Annotated in this window: 17 protein-coding genes, 1 tRNA gene and 1 riboswitch; of the genes, 12 read left to right on the top strand and 6 right to left on the bottom strand. The window is 61.2% G+C overall.

Features of this window, described 5'->3' with window-relative positions:
• Positions 1–248 precede the first annotated feature (248 nt).
• The 6 genes from ychF (at position 249) to NW853_RS08770 (ending at position 6,546) form a co-directional block, all read left to right on the top strand.
• The gene (gene ychF / locus NW853_RS08745) at positions 249–1,340 is read left to right on the top strand and encodes a redox-regulated ATPase YchF (protein ID WP_414334824.1); all 1,092 of its coding nucleotides are present in this window, start codon (positions 249–251) and stop codon (positions 1,338–1,340) included.
• Positions 1,341–1,860: 520 nt separating this feature from the next.
• A complete protein-coding gene (folP, locus tag NW853_RS08750; protein WP_414334823.1) occupies positions 1,861–2,763 on the top strand; it encodes a dihydropteroate synthase in 903 nt (300 codons plus the stop codon).
• Positions 2,750–3,121, top strand: coding sequence for a dihydroneopterin aldolase (gene folB, locus NW853_RS08755; protein WP_414334822.1), 372 nt, complete (start codon positions 2,750–2,752; stop codon positions 3,119–3,121). Before folP ends, folB begins: the two co-directional genes overlap by 14 nt.
• Positions 3,122–3,129: 8 nt before the next feature.
• Entirely contained in the window at positions 3,130–3,636 is a 507-nt protein-coding gene (folK, locus tag NW853_RS08760; protein WP_414334821.1) for a 2-amino-4-hydroxy-6-hydroxymethyldihydropteridine diphosphokinase, read from the top strand.
• A 46-nt stretch (positions 3,637–3,682) separates the two neighbouring features.
• Positions 3,683–5,281 (top strand): glucose-6-phosphate isomerase, encoded by a 1,599-nt coding sequence (locus tag NW853_RS08765; RefSeq protein WP_414334820.1) that lies wholly within the window; start codon positions 3,683–3,685, stop codon positions 5,279–5,281.
• Positions 5,282–5,406: 125 nt separating this feature from the next.
• Complete coding sequence (locus tag NW853_RS08770; RefSeq protein WP_414348823.1) at positions 5,407–6,546, top strand: glucose-6-phosphate dehydrogenase assembly protein OpcA; 1,140 nt, start codon at positions 5,407–5,409, stop codon at positions 6,544–6,546.
• Positions 6,547–6,560: 14 nt separating this feature from the next.
• Here NW853_RS08770 and NW853_RS08775 read toward each other — a convergent pair whose 3' ends face one another.
• Entirely contained in the window at positions 6,561–7,484 is a 924-nt protein-coding gene (locus tag NW853_RS08775) for an NAD(+) kinase (protein WP_414334818.1), read from the bottom strand.
• Between the two features lie 119 nt (positions 7,485–7,603).
• Between NW853_RS08775 and NW853_RS08780 the strand changes: the two genes are divergently transcribed.
• The 3 genes from NW853_RS08780 to fabG all read left to right on the top strand — a co-directional run bounded on the left by NW853_RS08780 (position 7,604) and on the right by fabG (position 10,355).
• Positions 7,604–8,551, top strand: a complete 948-nt coding sequence (locus NW853_RS08780; protein ID WP_414334817.1) for a sugar phosphate nucleotidyltransferase — start codon at positions 7,604–7,606, stop codon at positions 8,549–8,551.
• A 49-nt stretch (positions 8,552–8,600) separates the two neighbouring features.
• Positions 8,601–9,311, top strand: coding sequence for a class I SAM-dependent methyltransferase (locus tag NW853_RS08785; protein ID WP_414334816.1), 711 nt, complete (start codon positions 8,601–8,603; stop codon positions 9,309–9,311).
• 300 nt (positions 9,312–9,611) lie between these two features.
• Positions 9,612–10,355 carry a 3-oxoacyl-[acyl-carrier-protein] reductase gene (fabG, locus tag NW853_RS08790; RefSeq protein ID WP_414348827.1) on the top strand — a complete coding sequence of 248 codons (744 nt, stop codon included), beginning with the start codon at positions 9,612–9,614 and terminating at the stop codon, positions 10,353–10,355.
• A 5-nt stretch (positions 10,356–10,360) separates the two neighbouring features.
• On the opposite strand, the gene NW853_RS08795 is transcribed toward fabG, so the two are convergent.
• Positions 10,361–12,013 carry a gamma-glutamyltransferase family protein gene (locus tag NW853_RS08795; protein ID WP_414348824.1) on the bottom strand — a complete coding sequence of 551 codons (1,653 nt, stop codon included), beginning with the start codon at positions 12,011–12,013 and terminating at the stop codon, positions 10,361–10,363.
• Between the two features lie 13 nt (positions 12,014–12,026).
• The gene (locus tag NW853_RS08800) at positions 12,027–12,755 is read right to left on the bottom strand and encodes an HAD family hydrolase (RefSeq protein ID WP_414334814.1); all 729 of its coding nucleotides are present in this window, start codon (positions 12,753–12,755) and stop codon (positions 12,027–12,029) included.
• Between the two features lie 318 nt (positions 12,756–13,073).
• Here NW853_RS08800 and NW853_RS08805 point away from each other — a divergent pair.
• Positions 13,074–13,146 (top strand) — tRNA-Glu (locus NW853_RS08805).
• Between the two features lie 157 nt (positions 13,147–13,303).
• On the opposite strand, the gene NW853_RS08810 is transcribed toward NW853_RS08805, so the two are convergent.
• The 3 genes from NW853_RS08810 to cobO form a co-directional block, all read right to left on the bottom strand.
• Positions 13,304–13,648, bottom strand: a complete 345-nt coding sequence (locus NW853_RS08810) for a DUF1815 family protein (RefSeq protein WP_414335905.1) — start codon at positions 13,646–13,648, stop codon at positions 13,304–13,306.
• 852 nt (positions 13,649–14,500) lie between these two features.
• Positions 14,501–15,868 carry a cobyrinate a,c-diamide synthase gene (locus NW853_RS08815; protein ID WP_414348825.1) on the bottom strand — a complete coding sequence of 456 codons (1,368 nt, stop codon included), beginning with the start codon at positions 15,866–15,868 and terminating at the stop codon, positions 14,501–14,503.
• A 17-nt stretch (positions 15,869–15,885) separates the two neighbouring features.
• A complete protein-coding gene (gene cobO, locus NW853_RS08820; protein WP_414348828.1) occupies positions 15,886–16,611 on the bottom strand; it encodes a cob(I)yrinic acid a,c-diamide adenosyltransferase in 726 nt (241 codons plus the stop codon).
• A gap of 100 nt (positions 16,612–16,711) precedes the next feature.
• Here cobO and NW853_RS08825 point away from each other — a divergent pair, with 100 nt between their 5' ends.
• Together NW853_RS08825 and metK are read left to right on the top strand one after the other, a co-directional pair.
• Entirely contained in the window at positions 16,712–17,080 is a 369-nt protein-coding gene (locus NW853_RS08825; protein WP_414335902.1) for a hypothetical protein, read from the top strand.
• 68 nt (positions 17,081–17,148) lie between these two features.
• Positions 17,149–17,259: riboswitch (SAM riboswitch) on the top strand.
• 283 nt (positions 17,260–17,542) lie between these two features.
• Complete coding sequence (gene metK / locus NW853_RS08830) at positions 17,543–18,802, top strand: methionine adenosyltransferase (protein ID WP_414348826.1); 1,260 nt, start codon at positions 17,543–17,545, stop codon at positions 18,800–18,802.
• The last annotated feature ends 193 nt before the right edge of the window (positions 18,803–18,995 follow it).

Here is an 18,995-nt window from a genome sequence, read left to right on the forward strand (position 1 = left end):
CACCCCCCCCACCCGAGCGATTTTTTTATTCAACGAGAGCACTCATCACCTCTTTTTGGGCTGCGTAGTGGTCTCGTAGTTGTGGATGGGGGTGAGGGCTGGGAGAGGGGCTGGGGGTGAGGGAGCGGATCTGTCACCGGGGAAGGTGCTCCAGCCGGAGGCGACAAATGCTAACGTCAAAATAGTGATCTTAAAGTTTTGCAACGGATCCCCTTGCCGTTACCCTAGCTTTTTCCTCCGCGATCTCGATGCTCAGAGCTGGAATTGTCGGCCTGCCCAATGTAGGCAAATCGACTCTGTTCAACGCCCTCTGCGAAAATGCCAAAGCCGAGGCGGCCAACTTTCCCTTTTGCACCATTGAGCCGAATGTGGGGCGGGTGGCGGTGCCGGATGAGCGCCTAGAGGTGCTGGCCAAGATCAGCGGCTCTGCCGAGATCGTCCCCAGCCAAATCGAGTTTGTGGATATTGCCGGGCTGGTGGCAGGGGCCAGCAAGGGAGAGGGGCTGGGCAACCAGTTTCTCTCCCACATTCGCCAGGTGGACGCCGTGGTGCATGTGGTGCGCTGCTTCCAGGACGAAAACATCGTGCATGTGGCCGGCTCGGTGGATCCTCTGCGGGATATCGGCGTCATCAACTTGGAGCTGGCCCTGGCGGATCTGGCCCAGATCGAGCGGCGCTTGGAACGGGTGCGCAAGCAGGCCAAATCCGACAAAGCTGCCCAAGCGGAGCTGCAGGCGCTGGAGAAGCTGCAGGCCGCTCTGGACGAGGGCAAACCGGCCCGGCTGGTGCCCCTCAGCCCGGAAGAAGAGCAGTTGATCAAAGGGCTGGGGCTGCTCACCCGCAAGAAGGTGATCTACGCTGCCAACGTGGCGGAAACGGATCTGGCCGGCGGCAATGCCTGGGTGGAGCAGGTGCGCCAGTTTGCCAAGGCGGAAGGGGCGGGCGTGGTGGTGGTCTCAGCCCAGGTGGAAGCAGAGCTGGTGGAGCTGCCCCCTGAGGAGCGACAGGCCTATCTGGATTCGTTGGGGGTGAAAGAAGGCGGGCTGAAATCCCTCATCCGGGCCACCTACGAGCTGCTGGGCCTGCGCACCTACTTCACCTCCGGCCCCAAGGAAACCCGCGCCTGGACGATCCCCGTCGGAGCCACAGCCCCCCAGGCAGCCGGCGTGATCCACTCCGATTTCGAGCGGGGCTTCATCCGGGCCGAGACGGTGGCCTATGCTGATCTGGTGGCGGCGGGATCCCTGAATGCCGCTAGAGAGAAGGGCCTGGTGCGCAGCGAGGGCAAAGACTACGTGGTGCAGGAAGGGGATGTGATGCACTTCCGCTTCAATGTCTAGGCTCATGTCCAGCTCCCCCTGCCTTTCTCTCAGGCAACCGGCTTTGCTCAGCACTGAGAATCTGCCCATACCCTGTAGGCCAAAAAACCTAGCCCCCTTCCGGCAAGGGATCCCAGCACAGCTCCGGTCTGGCCTGAGGAGGAGCTTTTTCCTGAGAGAACTGTTGACGCTGTAACGAAACATCACAATAATTGGACTAGATAAACAAATGTTTTAGGGATGTATTGATGGATCTGCTGCAATATAGCCCGATGGCCTGGGTTTACATGGCGATCTTTGCCTCTATCATTTGGTGCATCTGGGGTCGTTCGGAAGACGACATCATGTTCTAGAACGGGATGAGCTTCTCTGCCGGCTCAGGCCACCCCCCGCGCCTAAGCCGGTGGGAGATCCTCCCTGAGCTTGCTCCTAAAAGCTGGAGAGGCCAAAGCGCTTTATTGGATTTCAGGCAGGTGCAGAGCTTAGGCTGTAGTATCCTGAGCTACAGAAAAATGTCTCTGCTCCAGCAGCATAAGGCGACATGCTTGTTGCACGGGATCATGGTCTACTGCTTACACGTGTTACCGGCTTAACTTCTCGGCGTCCCCTGCCCAGGGCCGAACAGGTGGCCGAGGGCTACCGCCTCTCGTGGCGCGGGGTGGCGGTGATGGGGGTGCTGAATGTAACCCCTGACAGCTTCAGCGACGGCGGCCAGTGGGGATCCGTGGAAGCAGCCGTACAGGCAGCCAGGGCCATGGCGGCGGCGGGGGCCTTGATTGTGGATATCGGCGGCGAGTCCACCCGTCCGGGGGCGGAGCCGGTATCCGTGGAGGTGGAATGCGACCGGGTCTTGCCTGTGATCCGGGCCCTGGAAGGATCCGGGATCCCCATCAGCGTCGATACGCGCCGAACGGAGGTGGCGGCGGCGGCCCTGGCCGCGGGAGCGCACATCGTTAACGATGTCACCGGGCTGCGCGATCCGCAGATGATGCAGGTGTGCGCCGAGAAGGGGGTGCCGGCGGTGATCATGCACATGCGGGGAGAGCCGCGCACCATGCAGCAGCAGACCGACTACGACGACCTGGAGGGGGAGGTTTTTGGCTTTCTGCAGGCCCAGGCGGAGCGGGCTCTGGCGGCCGGTGTGCCCAGCGTGGTTTTGGATCCCGGCTTGGGTTTTGCCAAAACCGCCGAGCAGAATGTGGCCCTGCTCAAAGCCCTGCCACGGCTGGTTGCCTGCGGTTACCCCGTGTTGGTGGGGGCCTCCCGCAAAAGTTTTGTGGGCAAGCTGGCCGGCATCGCCGTGCCCAAAGAGCGGGATAGCGCCAGCGTGGCCGTGCATCTTTTTGCCGCCAGCCAGGGTGCTGCCTTGGTGCGAGTCCACAACGTCCCTGCTCATGTCTCCGCCCTGGCTGTTTGGGAAGGTCTCCACCGTGACCCAGGCTAGGCTGGTGCTGCAGGGTCTTGTCTTTCATGCCCGCCACGGCTACCGCCCTGAGGAAGCGGTTTTGGGCGGGCGCTTTGTGGTGGATGTGGAGATGCAGCTTTCCCTGGCCCCGATCCAGGATGACCTCTCTGGCACGGTGGACTACGCCCAAGTGTATGAGGTGGTGCGGCAAGAGGTGACCGAGCGGCGCTACCGCTTGATCGAGACCTTGGCAGACCAGATTGCCGAGCGGCTGTGGCAGAGCTATCCCCAACTGGAGGCCCTGACGGTGCGGGTGCACAAGCCCCAAGCTCCCCTGCCGGGGCTGTTTGGGGATGTCTACGTAGAGATCGACCGCTGGCGATCCGTCAGCAGATGAGAAGCCTCATGAATCCCGACCTGGCCTACATTGCCCTGGGCAGCAACCTGGGGGATCCGCTGCGGCAATTGCGCTCGGCTGGGCAGAAGTTGCTCAGGTTGGGCCAGGTGGTGGCTCGCTCCAGCCTCTACCGCAGCCCTGCCCAAGGGGGGCCAGCCGGCCAGCCCGACTACCTCAACGCCGTGGTGGCGTTGGATCCCTTTCCCCCTTACCAGTCCCCTCTGGAGTTGATTGGGGCGCTGCTGGCCATCGAGCAGGAGGCGGGGCGGGTGCGGCGCATCCGCTGGGAGGCCAGAACTCTGGATTTGGATCTGCTGGCCGTGGGCAACCGGATCCTAAATAGCCCCGAGCTGACGTTGCCCCACCCTCGCATGATGGAACGTGCCTTTGTCTTAGCTCCCTTGTGTGAGATCGCCCCCAACTGGCGTCACCCTGAGACGGGCGTCGGGGTCGAAGAGGCGCTGGTCAGTTTGGATCGATCCTGGCTGGAGCGCACGACCCTCGGCTGGGAGTAGAGAAGGGTTTGGTAAGCTGGTTACGGCTTTTGGCGAAAAGGATCCCATGGACGGCCTTCAACTCTGGCAGCACTACTGCAACTGGCTTTACTACCATCCCAGCCTGGAGATTTTCGTCGATATCAGCCGCATCCGCTTGACTCCTCCTCAGGTGGAAGCGCTGCGGCCTCGCTTTGCCCAGGCTTTTGCCGAGATGCAGGCTTTGGAAGCCGGGGCCATCGCCAACCCCGACGAAGGCCGCCAGGTGGGCCACTATTGGCTGCGGGCGCCGGAGCTGGCTCCCACCCCGGAGATCCGGCAGGCCATTCAGGATTGCATTGAGCAAGTGGAAACCTTTGCCCAACAGATCCATCGTGGAGCCATCCCGGCCAGCGGCGGGGGGCGTTTCACCGAGCTCCTCTGCATCGGCATCGGCGGCTCGGCTCTGGGGCCGCAATTTGTGGCCGAGGCCCTGGCTCCTCTGCACCCTCCTCTGAATATCCACTTCATCGACAATACGGATCCCGATGGGTTTGATCGGGTGCTGGGACGGCTGGCGGGCAAGCTGGGACAAACCCTGGTGATCACCACCTCCAAATCCGGCGGCACCCCAGAGCCGCGCAATGGCTTGGTGGAGGTGAAGCTGGCCTACCAAAAGGCCGGGATCCCTTTTTCTGACCATGCGGTGGCCATCACCGGGCCCGGCAGCCAATTGGAGCAACAGGCGCGGCAAGAGGGGTGGCTGGCGGTCTTCCCCATCTTCGACTGGGTGGGGGGACGCACCTCCGAAACTTCGGCAGTGGGCCTGTTGCCGGCAGCATTGCAGGGGATCGACATCCGGGCTTTGCTGGCCGGGGCCGCCACCATGGACGCAGCCACCCGCCTGCCCCACCTGGAGCGCAATCCTGCCGCCCTGCTGGCCATGGCTTGGTACATCGTCGGTCAGGGCCAAGGGCGCAAAGATATGGTGGTTTTGCCCTACAAGGATCGCCTGCTGCTGTTTAGCCGCTACTTACAACAGTTGGTGATGGAATCCCTGGGCAAATCCCATGATCTGAACGGCAACCGCGTGGAGCAGGGCATCGCCGTTTACGGCAACAAAGGCACCACCGATCAACACGCCTACGTGCAGCAGTTGCGGGATGGTTTGAACAACTTTTTTGTTACCTTCATCGAGGTGCTCCAGGATCGAGAGCCCGGGATCCCTTCCCCCTTCGTGGAGCCGCAGGTAACCAGCGGCGACTACCTGGACGGCCTGTTGCAGGGCACCCGCCAGGCCCTCTACGAAAACGGGCGCGACTCCATTACCGTGACGCTGCCACGGGTGGATGCCCGTTCAGTGGGGGCCTTGATCGCCCTCTACGAACGAGCCGTGGGCCTCTATGCTTCTCTCATCCGGATCAACGCCTACCATCAACCGGGGGTAGAGGCAGGCAAAAAAGCCGCCCGCGCCGTCTTGGAGCTGCAACGGCGGGTGCTGGAGACGGTACAGGCGCAGCAGGGATCCCTGACTTTGCCCCAGTTGGCAGAAAAACTAGGCTGCCCGGAGCGCATCGAAACCCTGTACTGGATTGTGCGGCACCTGCACGCCAACGGTCGCGGCGTGCTGTTGGTAGGGGATCCCGCCCGTCCCTCAGAGCTGACCATCCAGCCCCGGCCCGCCTGAGCCTGCTGTTTCGCAGATCGGGTGCAGAAGCTGGAGCCGGCCAATCTGTACCCCACCTTAAACCCTTCCCGGCCAGCCGGCCCATCTGCTTAGAATCGAGCAAGAGCCCGCTCCAGGAGGAGACCATGGATCAATCCACCGCCGTCCTGCCTTTGCAAACCCCGAAAGATGTCTCCATCGAGGATATTGAGCAGGAGCTGAACAAAATCTGGTCTTCTAAGGGAGAGAGCGTTGCCGCCCGCGCCGCCACCTTTACCCTAGTGGTCTATGAATCTCTGGACGACGCGCTGTTGCTGCCCTCCCCCACCGTCGAGGCCATTGCCACCCAGAACCCCTGTCGCGTCATCGACCTGCGAGCCAAACGGGCGGGATCCGCAGACGACACCATCGAGGCCCAGGTGGCCGCCTATTGTCCGGTAACTCGCGAGCAGCGCAGCTCGTTGGTCTGTTGCGAATACATCACCCTGAAGGCGCCGGAATCGGCCTTTGTGCGGGCCTGCAGCACCATCGCTTCCCTGCTGATCCCCAACTTGCCCACCTTTTTGTGGTGGCAAGGGGATCTGGACTTGAACAGCCTGCTGTTTCAAAAATTGGTGGCCCTCAGCAACCGGGTCATCGTCGATTCGCGCGGCTTTGTCAATCCAGAAGAAGATCTGCAGGAGATCCACCTCTTGGTCGGCGAGGGGCGCCACTGCGGGGATCTTAACTGGCGGCGGCTGCTGCCCTGGCAGGAACTCACCGCCCAAGCCTTTGACCCTCCCGACCGGCGGGAGTCCCTATACCTTGTGGATCGCGTGACCCTCGACTACAAAGCCGGCAATCCCTGCCAGGCGTTCCTTTTTTTGGGCTGGCTGGCCAGTCGCCTGGGGTGGACGCCCACAGAGCGGGTTCAGGCTCAAGAACACGATTACAAGATCGACCGCCTCTGCTTTCAAACCCAAACGGGCGGCCAGGTGATGGCGGAATTGGCCGCTGTGCCCTTGGCCTCGGAAATCAGCCAGCCGGGGGATCTCATCGGGCTGCGCCTCACCGCCAGCAATCAAGAAGCCAATGCCTGTACCGTGCTGTGTTCGGAAACCACAGGGTGTATGCGCATGGAAGCCATGGGGGGCGCTCAGAGATGTGTGATTCGCCAGGTGGCTCCCCTGGAGCAGAATTCCCTCGATACCCTGTTGGCTGCTGAGTTGCAGCGGCCCGGCCCCGACTACCTCTACGAAGAAACGCTGGGGGTGGTGGATCAGATGCTGAAGCTGGGCAAAAGCTGAGATCTGCTTCTGGTTCAAGGCAACTCCACCGATGTGGGCTTAGAAGCATGGGGCAGTCCCCACCCCAACTTCTCTCGCATGACGCGGAAAAACTCCGGTCGGCGTAGGCGCATCAGATCCGTCCAGTAAGGGGCACGCACCACCCGAATTTGGTCTTCCGGCAGGATGTAGCAGCCGGCATTCCCATCTACCACCAAAACCAGCGGCTGAGGAGTAACGGGGCTGATCCACACCTCCTCCGAATCGGGGAAGACCAAGGCCCGCGAGGCCATGGAATGGGGGCAAATCGGGATCAACTGCAAAACCGGCACCCCCGGCGTGATCACCGGCCCGCCCGCCGAGAGGGCATAGGCCGTCGAGCCGGTGGGGGTAGCCAAAATCACTCCGTCGGCAGCTACATCCAGGGGAGAGTGATCCCCAATGGTGATCTCGAAATGGCACATGCTGGTCAAAGGCTCCCGGTGCAGCACCATCTCGTTTAAGCTCAAGACCTCCCAGCGCAATTCCTGCCCTCGGTAGGCTTGCACCAGCAACATGCTGCGGCGATCCAGGGTGTACTCCCCGGCGATGGCGGCGCTGGCAGCCTCTTCTAGGTGAGAAAGGTAAGTCTCCGTCAAAAAGCCCAGGTGGCCTGTGTTCACCGCCAACAGGGGGATCCCTTTGGGGGCCAGTTGCCGCGCTGCTGCCAAGACGGTGCCATCTCCCCCCAGCACCACCGCAAATTTCATGGTCTCGTCAAATCCAGCCGGGGCCAGGCTATCCACTTTGGTCAGGCAGATGGGGCTATCGGGCTTGGCGTAGCCGAGGATGCCGCCCCAGTTGGGGGCCACACAGACTTCCCAGCCTTGTTCCTGAAACCAGCGGGAGAGGGCCTCGCTGCTGCGTTTGGCGGCGGGCTTGGCATCGTTGTAGAGGATCCCGGCTTTGGGCTTGGTCATGGGCGGTGGCAAGGCAGAGGTGCCAAAACTCTATCAGTTCTGTAGGCTCTTCTGCCGGCCAGATCGCCGACAAAGCGCTGCTCTATATTACAGGTAGGGAATTAGGGTTGAGGGGGGGTATGCAGGCGGTGATCTTGGCGGGCGGGAAAGGCACTCGCTTACGGCCTTTTACCTTTGTGCAACCCAAGCCTTTGCTGCCCCTTTTGGAGGTGCCTTTCTTGGAATGGCTGCTGGGGCGCTGCCGACGAGCCGGCCTGACGGACATTTTGCTCAGCGTGGGGTATTTGGGCCAACAAATTGAGGCTGCTTTGGGAGATGGCGCTGCTTGGGGGGTGAAGCTTCGCTACCTTGCCGAAGAGACGCCTTTGGATACAGCAGGAGCCCTGGTGCTGGCCCAGCCCTATTTCAGCGGGGATCCCTTGGTGGTCTTCAATGCCGATATCCTCACGGATCTGGATTTGCAGGCGCTCATGCAATGCCACCTGCAGAGCCAGGCCGTTGCCACCCTCACCCTCACCCGCGTGGAGGACATCACCGCCTATGGCCTGGTGGAAGTGGGGGAAGGGGGCCAGATCCAGTCTTTTCGGGAAAAGCCCACCCCTGCCGAAGCCCTCACCCTCACCACCAACACGATCAACGCCGGCACCTATGTCCTCGATCCGGCCATTTTCAAAGACTACCCCAGCGGGGATCCCCTCAGCTTCGAGCGGCGCGTCTTTCCTGATTTGCTCCGGCGAGGGCAACGAATGCAAGCCTACCTTCATGCAGGCTACTGGCGGGATCTGGGCACGCCGGCCAGCTACTACCACGGCCAACTGGACATTCTCTTGGGCCGGATGACGGATTTTCCCCTGAAGGATGTGGAAGAACAAGCGCCGGGGATATGGGTGCACAAAACGGCTGAGATCCATCCCAACGCCCAACTGCACGCCCCCTGCTACATCGGCGCCCACACCTGTCTGGGATCCCAAGCTCAAGTCCCCGCCGGCACCATCCTCGGCAGCCACAGTTGGGTGAATGGATCCCTGCAGCCGGGAGCCTATGGGTCAAGGGTCTTGGTAGTGTAGGTTAAGTGCCAGTTAAGTCCACAACCATCCACAACAAAGCCATCCAAAGATGGAGCTACCGCAAACCGGGGAACGCTGGGATCCCTACCTGGCTTCTGTAGCCGCTCGCTTCAACCGAGAGCTGGAAATGCAACTGGGTCGGCCAGGCTGGCAACTTCCCCCAGATCTGGAGCAACTGCCCTTTTGGCAAGCCCAGCAGCGAGATCATCTGCAAGAGCGCCTCGGGATCCCCTTTTGGCAGTTGCGTGCCCCCAAAAAACGGGAAGCCTGCCTGGATTTGGGCTGTGGGGTGAGCTTCCTGACCTATCCCTGGAACGATTGGCAAGCCCACTTTTACGGCCATGAGCTGAGTGGCGAGATCGTACGCTTTATTCGCTCGCGGGCACCTCAGCTCAACTCCAAGCTATTCAAGTCGATGCAACAGGGATCCGCCCACCATCTGGAAAACTACGAGCCGGAGCAGTTTGATCTGGCCATCGCCACCGGATTTTTGTACTACTACCCGATTGAGTACTTCGACGCGGTTTGGGCAGAGTTGCTGCGGGTGTTGCGACCGGCTGCGCCGGTGATCATCGAAGTGGTCAATCCTGACTCAGTGTGGGCAGAACAATGGGGTCTCATCGAGCTATTCAAAGGCACCGAACCGATTTTCACTCCCCTAACAGAGTGGGAGCGACGCATCGCAGACTTAGGGGGCAAAATTCAGAAACAGGCCGGTGGCGAACTGTTTACCACCTATTGGATTCAGCGCAAACCTTGACGTGCTCATGAGCGGGAAAGTAGCCGAGCATTTGCAAGATATTGAGATAACTTTTATAGTCGTTTCAAATATCAATTATCAATGAAACAGTTTGCGGCGTCGTTATTGCTCTGCAACGCTGTCACGAACGCGCCAGCGGCGCGGAGCGCTATCCTGGCCCAGCCCCCCGGTTTACTATTCCCTCAGGAGAAGGGTGGGGAGTGGACAAAAAACCTGGCCCCAGACACAGCCAAAGCATCCTATACTGTTGCGGCTGTCCCAACAACGAGGAACCTGCCGCTTATGTCTGAGCTTCTCCCCTTGCCTTCGCTCCACAACCAGGTGGCGGTGGTCACCGGAGCCAGCCGGGGCATTGGCCGGGCCGTTGCCCTGCACTTGGGGGCGATTGGCGCCAAGGTGGTCGTCAACTACGCCCGCTCCGCCGCCGAGGCCGAGTCGCTGGTGCAGGAGATCGCCGCCCTGGGGGGAGAAGGGATGGCCGTGGCCGCCGATGTCTCCCAGCCGGCAGAAGTGGAGCAGCTCTTTGAGCAGGTGATGGAGCGCTGGGGGCGGGTGGACGTGCTGGTGAACAACGCCGGCATGGCCCGCGACACCCTGCTGCTGCGCATGAAGCCGGAAGATTGGCAGGCGGTGCTGGATCTCAACCTCACGGGGGTCTTTCTCTGCCTGAAGGCAGCCGCCAAGATCATGGTCAAGCAGCGGCAGGGGCGGATCATCAACATCACCTCGGTGGTGGGCCTGGTGGGCAACGCCGGCCAGGCCAACTACAGCGCCGCCAAAGCAGGGGTGATTGGTCTGACCAAGACAGCAGCCCGCGAGCTGGCCAGCCGCAACATCACCGTCAACGCCGTTGCCCCCGGCTTTATCACCACCCAGATGACCGAGAAGTTGGATCCCGGCCCTATCCTGGCGCAGATCCCCCTGGGGCGACTGGGATCCCCAGCGGAAGTGGCGGGGCTGGTGCGCTTTTTGGCGGCCGACCCGGCGGCAGCCTACATCACCGGGCAGGTTTTCGCCATCGACGGTGGCATGGTGATGAGCTGATCCTTCTACCAGGCCAGGGCCAACCCATCGGCACGGGGTTCGGAAGCCCCGATCAGGTGATCCCCATCGCGAAAGATGATCTGTCCCCGGCCAAAAAGGCCGTAGTCCTCTTCTGCAGCCACCACCTGCACCGCGTGGCCCCGCGCAGCAAGCTCTCCCACCACCTGGGGGGGCACCGTGCTCTCCAGCGCCACCTGCGGGATCCCTTGGTCGAGAAGCACTCGCCAGCGGGGCGCATCCAGAGCCGCTTGGGGGTTCAGGCCGTAATCCACCAGATTCACCACCACCTGCACATGGCCTTGGGGCTGCATCGTCCCTCCCATGACACCGAAAGGGCCGAGGGGGATCCCATCTTTGGAAAGAAAGGCGGGGATAATCGTGTGGTAGGGGCGCTTGCGCGGGCCCACCTGGTTGGGATGACCGGGTTCCAAGGTGAATCCGGTGCCGCGATTGTGGAGGGCAATCCCTGTCCCTGGAACCAGCAGGCCGCTGCCGAAGCCGTCGAAGTTGGATTGGATCAAAGACACCATCAGGTCGCCATCGGCTGTGGCCAAGTAAACCGTTCCCCCCTGAGGTAGCCCTGGCTGAGCCAAGGGGATGGCCCTAGAACCGATCAACAGCCGCCGTTGCTGGGCATAACGTTTATCCAGCATTTGGGCGGGACTCACCTGTAAATAGTCGGGATCCGCTACCTGTCGGCTCACATCGGCAAAAGCCAGCTTCATCGCCTCAATCTGCAGGTGATAGCGCTCGCCGGCCTCGTAGGGGATCCGACCCAGCTCAAAACCCTCCAAAAGGTTGAGGGCCATCAGGGCGGCAATGCCCTGCCCATTGGGGGGGATCTCCCAGACGGTGTAGCCGCGGTAATCGGTATGGATGGGTTCTACCCAGTCGGCCCGATGTTCTGCCAAGTCGGCGCGGGACAGGAGACCGCCGGTGGCATCCGAAAAAGCCAGCAGCTTCTCCGCCAGCTCCCCCCGGTAAAAACTCTCGCCGCCACTATGGGCAATCTCCGCCAGGGTTTGTGCATGCAGAGGGCTGCTCCAGCGCTCCCCCGCCCGTGGAGCACGCCCCTGGGGGAAAAAAACGGCTTTGAAGGCCTCGTGGCGGGGATCTGGCAGCGGCAAATAGGTGGCCTCCGCCGCCTGCCACAGTTGGGCAATCCGGGGAGAAACCGGAAACCCCTCGCAGGCCAAGCGAAGGGCGGGCCCAAACAGGCGCTCGAAGGGCAGCCGTCCCCAGCGCCGGTGCAAGGCTTGCCAAGCCGAAACAGCCCCCGGCACCGTTACTGCCAACCAATCGTAAGCGGGAATCTGGCCGACACAGCGCTCCGGCGTCAGGGCAGCTGGGCTGCGACCGGAAGCATTCAAGCCGTGCAGCCGGCCCTTCTCCCCTCCCTCCCACACCAGCGCAAAAGCATCGCCACCAATGCCATTGGAAGTCGGCTCCACCACCGTCAAAGCCACCGCCATCGCCACGGCTGCATCCACGGCATTGCCGCCGGCCCAGAACATCTCCATACCCGCCATTACTGCCAGCGGTTGGCTGGTGGCCACGGCTCCCTGTCTGCCCATCACCACCCGTCGCCGCGAGGCAAATGGATAGCGATCCAGGGCCTGCCGTAAAAAAACCGGTGCTGGAGAGAGAGGCTCCTGCATGGGTCTGTGCTCCCTATACAGGCAAGCTCAGAAGTGCTGCCAACTCGGCAAAGCTGTCCACCACCGCATCGGCCCCCGCCCGGCGCAGTTCCTCGGCAGTGAAAGCAGTGGTGAGGCCAACTGCCAAGCAGCCGGCCCCCTTGGCGGCGCGGATCCCGTGGGTGGAGTCTTCGACCACCAAACACCGGCTGGGATCCAAGCCCACCTTGGCAGCCGTTTTCAAATAGGGCTCGGGGTCGGGCTTGGCCCGCCGAATATCTTCGGCAGTAATCACGGCGTCGAACCAGCGGTGCAGGTTAAAGCGCTGGAAAATCTGCTCTTGATCCCGACGGGTGGCCGAGGTGGTGAGGGCGAGGGCGGAGAAGCGGCGGCGGCTGGCCGCCAAAAACTCCAGCACCCCTGGCACCAGCGGCACCTCTCCCAGTAGTTCTCCAAAAGCCTTGGCCTTTTCCTCGATCAAACGCTGCACCAGCAGGGATCGTTCCGCAGGCGGGGTGTCCGTCAGGTGTTCTACGAGATACTCGAACATGTCCTGGTCGGTGCGCCCCTTAAACTGCAGGGAGATGGGAGCCAGATCCAGAGAGATCTGACAGCGCTGCAGGGCGATGACTCCGGCGCGGGCGTGGATCGGCTCCGAATCCACGATCACCCCGTCCATATCCAAAAGCAGGCCGGCAGTTGCGTCAGCGGCGCAGTTCCCGTGCGTGCCAGCGTTGCCCAGCAATAGAACTTTGGGTTGCATAAGCAGTCCAATGGCATGAGTCCCCTGCCTCCGTAGGCTGGAGAGATGAAGCAAGGGATGCTCCAGTTGCAGCCATCACTTCACCGCCTGAAACTGTCTCACATCCTCACCGTAGTCTGCAAACTCAGCATCACCCCACACAGGAGCCAAGAGAAATTCCCGCCGCACCTTGGCAAGCGGAGGAACGCCTGAGGCGACCTGGAACAGCCAAGCGCAGCCGCAGAAGCAGGAGCAAGAATCTCTTGTTTGGGTGGGGGCGTGTCAAGTTGACAAGCTCGTCCCTCCTTCTCTAGGATTAGGATCGCTGCATTTATGAGCGCCCCCATCGTCTAGAGGCCTAGGACACATCCCTTTCACGGATGCGACAGGGGTTCGAATCCCCTTGGGGGTATGGCGAAATGGCCGACGGAGAAAATGAACCCTACAACAACTCCAGGCAGCCCAGGAGCCGAGGGAAGTTCTCGGCCTCCTGTTGCAACTTGAGCTGAGGCCAGACCCGGTTGTCCAATCGCTTGGGACTTGGGGGCGAGAGACTTACGGCTTGTTTTTCAGGTGCTGGCTACCAGAGCCTCAGCCGGAGCGGCAGCCACCAACTCATCTTTGATCAGCTCTGCCAAATCCTGCAGTTGGCGAATCGCCTCTGCTCCTTCCAGTTTCATGAGCTCCCGGTCATCCCGCATTTCTGTCCAGCTAATGGAGCATTCGGAAACCAAAAAGCGAATCAGGTGACCCTCTCGTAAACTGACCATAAACGAGGCGCTTTCAAATGAAGTACCGCAGGTGTAGCAAGAAGCTGGATAGCCCCGCTTCTCCAAAACAATGGCCAGAGCCTGCAAACTCATCACCAGATCTTGAACATAGCTGCGGTACTGTTCCGCCAACCGTGTGAACATCACACTCCTCCCTACATGAATCGCCCGCTGTGGGGCTCAGTCTAGCCGAAAATGAGCCAACTAGTAATTTATGCTTATTCTGCTTGAGAGCTAAAGACATGTCTAGGATAACAACCGACAAACCCTCAAGGAAGTGATTAAAGCCACAGGGTAGGCAAAGTCTAGCCCACCAAGGTGTAGTATCCCATACTCGTCTTAACCAAAGACATCAAAATTTACCCCGACTCAAAACTTCTTACCTACTGGGATCCTCACCCAGTGCTTAGCTCAGTCTTTTCTCGAAATGCCCCGACGCAGTCCTTTTGTGGACAATTGCCTCAAAGCCCACTCCTACAGGGGTTTCAGCAGTGGGGAAGCAAGATGTAGTCCTTTGGGTTGGGTTGCCCTCTAGGTTTCTGAGCCTCTGCAAGAGGCTGGCGTGTTTGGAGTCAAGAAGGCTAAGTTTTGTAGACGAATGTGGAGCAAGGTGAGTTCCCGCCCAATTATGCTGAAAAACTCTTGGATGAAGCGAGGGATGCTTGAGAGGGAAGGGCTCAAGGTCGGCATCTGTTGTTCAGGAAAAACGAGTGACTTATTTTCAGAGTCCTCAAGCCATTCGGGATCGCTGTAAGTTGCTATTTGAAAGGGTTTTGGCCGGTGAATCGGAGCATTCTCGCCTCGATGCCGACTGCGTGACCGCCACGATCACGATCCCAGCGGGGAAATGCCCTTCCACAGGCGCTGGCGACATTCTCGCGGAGGATCCGCGGATCGCTTGGCCTGGCCGGAAAAGCGGCTCAAAGACCTGGATCCGCCGGAGCTCAGGTCAGATGTTTCTCCGCCCATCCAACGGCTCAGCGATGGCATGGTCTTCTAAGGGGAGATGGGCAGAGTTGTCCTCAAGAAGCTTTGTAAGAGCCGCATGGCCAGGTCGGGACGGGATCCCCAGTGGAGATGCAGGTAGGAGGCGTGCAGGCGCCGACCGGCCCAGCCTTCCTGGTGAGGCGGGGATCCCCAGATGTAGATTGGGTTGGGGGAGAGAGGGGTGCTGCGGGAGCGGTGAAATTCGTGCCCTCGTAGGCGATCCCCGGCCTTGGCCAGCAGGGTTGGGCGCAGGACAGTGGCCTCGCGGTAGCCCAGACACAGCCGGTCGCCCATGTCCACCTGGATAGGCAGCAGCCCGGCCAGGGGGTAGGTCTTTCCCTTGAAATCGGTGAGGGATCGTCCCAGCACCATCAGCCCGCCGCATTCGGCATAGAGGGGTGGATGGGCGGGCGGCGGTGGGCGGTGGCTTATTTTTTCGGAGAGGGTGGCGGCAAACAGTTCTGGGAACCCGCCCCCCAGCAGCAGGCCATCGCAGGGCTCCGGCGGCCACAGCCCCACCTGCAGGGGAGAGTACTCCAGCAGCTCGGCGCCACAGGCCCGCAGGAGATCTAGGTTGTCGGCGTAGTAGAAGTTAAAGGCGGCGTCTTGGGCCACCCCTACCCGAACCCGACGCGGTTGTGGGGAAATCTCTGGCCACAGCTCCCCCACCGCCGGCGGCAAGGAGCGAATCAAGGGCAGTAGCTCATCCCAATTCAGATGCTGCTCGGCCAGGTCGGCCCAGGTCTCCTGCCAGCGGGGGAAGTGATCCAGTTCTGAGACGGGCACCAACCCCAGGTGGCGGCTGGGCAGGCGCAGATCCTCACGGCGGGGAAACTGGCCCAAGACCGGGATCCCCGCCGCCGCTGCTGCTTGCTGTAAAATCTGGCCGTGCCGCTCCGAGGCCACGCAGTTGAAAATCACCCCGGCAATGGTGAGGCGGGGATCAAAGCGGCTCAGGCCGTAGAGCAGAGCGGCCACCGTCATTCCCAGGCCGCTGCCGTCGATAACCAACACCACAGGGATCCCCAGCAGGCGGGCCACGTGGGCGCTGCTGGCAAAAAAGGGTTCTGTCTCGCCGGGCAGGGATGCGGGCGCTCGTCCATCGAAGAGGCCCATCACTCCCTCTACAATTGCTCCATCTTTGCCTTGGCAGTGGTGGCGAAAGCAGCGCTGCACAAAGTTCTCATCGGTTAAAAAGGGATCCAAGTTGCGACAGGGGATCCCGCTCACCGCTGTGTGGAACAGGGGATCAATGTAATCCGGCCCCACCTTGAAGGGCTGAATGCGCAGGCCCCGCCGCCTGAGAGCGGCCAACAGAGCCAGCGTGACAGTGGTCTTGCCGCTGCCGCTTGTGGCTGCCGCCACCAGAATGGCCATCTTGCCCTACCCAAGGACTAGAACTCAATGCCGATTTGCGCTTTGATCCCCTGGTCGCGGAAAGGATGCTTGACCAAGGTCATCTCGGTTACCAAGTCGGCCCGGTCGATCAGGGCAGCCGGCGCGCCCCGCCCGGTCAGGATCACATGCACCCGCTCCGGTTTTTCGGCCAGGCCGGCCAATACCTGCTCCAGGGAGAGGTACCCCAGCTTGAGGGCGACGTTGATCTCATCCAAAAGTACCAGGTGGTACTCGCCGCTGCTGAGCAGCTCCCGCCCCTTTGCCCAGGCCGCCTGCGCATGGGCGATATCCCGCTCGCGATCCTGGGTTTCCCAGGTAAAACCTTCCCCCATGGCGTAAAAGGCGATTTTCCCCAGGCCCAGCTCCGGATGGGCGGCCAACTGGCGCAACAATTTGGCTTCCCCCGGATCCCAGGCCCCCTTGATGAATTGCACTACCCCCACCGACAAGCCTTGGCCGAGGGCACGGAAGATCATGCCGAAAGCAGCCGTGCTCTTGCCTTTGCCCTGCCCTGTATGCACGATGATCAAGCCCTTGTCATCGCGCATGCCCGATAGGCGCTGCCGCTGGATTTGCTGGCGGCGCTGCATTCTGCGGCGGTGCCACTGGTTGAGGTCAGTCTCTGGGCCCGCTAGAGACTCCGTCCCGCAATTGCCAACGCCAACAGCCTCAGGCTCTGTTGTCGAGTGGGATCCCCAAGCCGGTGCAGAGAGGTCAGACATGGCGGGTTGGGCCATAATCAGAGGAAATTCGGGTGGGCCGAGCAAGCTCTTCCCCAGCAAACTGCTTTTATCCTACCTCTGGCTGGATTGGGCTGGGATCATGAAAGAACCGGCTACCGCTTTTCGAGATAGCCTGCTGATGTACTCCTTCATCTGGGCCGTGCTGGCGGTAGGGTGTTTTCAAGTCCTGCCCCGTTTGCAAATTGCCTCTGCCGCCCAGTTACAGCCGTGGCTGGGGCCCGCCTATCTGGCCGGGCTGGGGGGATCCCTGTTGGCGGCCCTGGGATCGATGTTGGCCGTCTTGGCGGAAACAACCGCGGGCGCTGCCAGCAAAAGGCATCTGCATCGCTTGGCTTGGGCACTGGGGGCGGTTGGCTTTCTGGGAGTTCTCTTCCCTCTGGGCTTGGCGGGCGTCTTTTTTCTCAGGGCCGCCCAGTCCACCGACTGGTGGCAGGAGCTGTTGGGTTGAGACCGGCCCAGAGCGCATTTTTTTGACAAATGCGTCGAGGTTAGGGGTACCATAAGAACAAGTTCCGTTCTTTATCCAGAGCAGACTGAGGGATCAGGCCCAATGAAGCTGCGGCAACCGGCGGAAGTCTCCGCTACGGTGCCAATTCCTGCGGTTAGTCAGTAACCGAAAGATAAAGGCAATAAAGTTTTCTCTAGAGGATAGCCCTTTTAGGTGGGGGCTTTTTCTGGCGACTTTACCCTTTAGCGGCTCCCACAGCTCTGGTCGCAGCGGCGGAGCAAGGCTCTATCGCGTCAGTGGGACGAAGTCCTCGGGTGCGGTGGGTTGCTCTGGCAACTGCGCTGATCCACCGGCTAGGCCTGCCTTTCTGGGTCCTGGCCGCCGATGAACGGACAGGTGGGCCTGGCTTTCTGGCCTGAGCAGGCTCCCAGTTTCATCTGTTTCGTCTTAAGGAGAGGTTCGTTGTCCAAGTCGTTTTTGTTTTCCTCGGAGTCGGTGACGGAGGGGCACCCCGACAAAATCTGCGATCAGATCTCCGATGCCATCGTGGATGCCCTCTTGACGGCGGATCCCATGAGCCGGGTGGCGGCAGAGGTGGTGGTGAATACGGGCATGGTGATCCTGACCGGGGAGATCACCTCGCAGGCGCATGTCAACTTCACCCATCTGGTGCGGGACAAGGTGGCCGAAATTGGCTACACCGACGCCAAGAACGGTTTCTCTGCCGATAGCTGCGCGGTGTTGGTGGCTTTTGATGAGCAATCTCCCGATATTGCCCAAGGGGTGAACGTGGCCCTGGAAAGTCGCGCATCCAGGGAAGATCAATTCGACTTGGTCGGGGCCGGGGATCAGGGCTTGATGTTCGGCTTTGCCTGCGACGAGACCCCTGAGCTGATGCCCTTGCCGATCAGCTTGGCCCACCGCCTCAGCCGCCAGTTGGCCACTGTTCGCAAAAACGGCACCCTGCCCTATCTGCGCCCCGACGGCAAGACGCAGGTGACGGTGGCCTATGAGGAGGGGCGTCCGGTGGGCATCCACACCCTGCTCATCTCCACCCAGCACACGCCCACCATTGGCGCCATCACAGAAGAGGCGGCGGTGCAAGAGCGCATCCGCGCCGATCTCTGGGAGGCGGTGGTGCAGCCGGTATTTGCCGAGCTGCCCATCAAACCCGACAGCCATACCCGCTTCCTCACCAATCCCACCGGCAAGTTCGTCATCGGCGGCCCGCAGGGGGATGCCGGCTTGACCGGCCGCAAGATCATCGTCGATACCTATGGCGGCTATTCCCGTCATGGGGGCGGGGCCTTCTCCGGCAAGGATCCCACCAAGGTGGATCGCAGCGCCGCCTATGCTGCCCGCTATGTGGCCAAGAACATCGTGGCTGCCGGCCTGGCGCAAAAATGCGAGGTGCAGGTTAGCTATGCTATCGGGGTGGCCCGTCCCATCAACCTTTTGGTGGAAACCTTTGGCACAGGGCGCATCCCCGACGAAGATCTGCTGCGGCTGGTGCAGCGCCATTTTGACCTGAGGCCGGCAGCCATTCTGGCCCAGTTCCAACTGCGAGAGTTACCCCGTCAACGGGGAGGGCGCTTCTACCAAAACGTGGCGGTCTATGGGCACTTCGGGCAAACCCACCTGGATCTGCCCTGGGAGTGCACCGACAAAGCTGCGCTGCTGCGGGAGGAAGCTTTCGCCGGAGCGGCCGCCGTCCTAGCCTAGGCAAGAGTTGGGATCCCCAGGCGGCGACAGAGACGGTTTGGGGGCCCTCGGTTTTGGCTCTGCCAGGGTGGCGACACAGGGGGGCAGCTGGGTAGCCCTGTACTAAGCGCTCCGCGCCGCTGACGCGAGTAGTACGGAGCGGAAAAGCCCGTTCGCGTTAGCGGGACGTAGTCCTTGAGCGACTTGAGTCGCT

It is taken from the genome of Synechococcus sp. H55.11 (assembly GCF_047462475.1).
Lineage (GTDB): Bacteria > Cyanobacteriota > Cyanobacteriia > Thermostichales > Thermostichaceae > Thermostichus.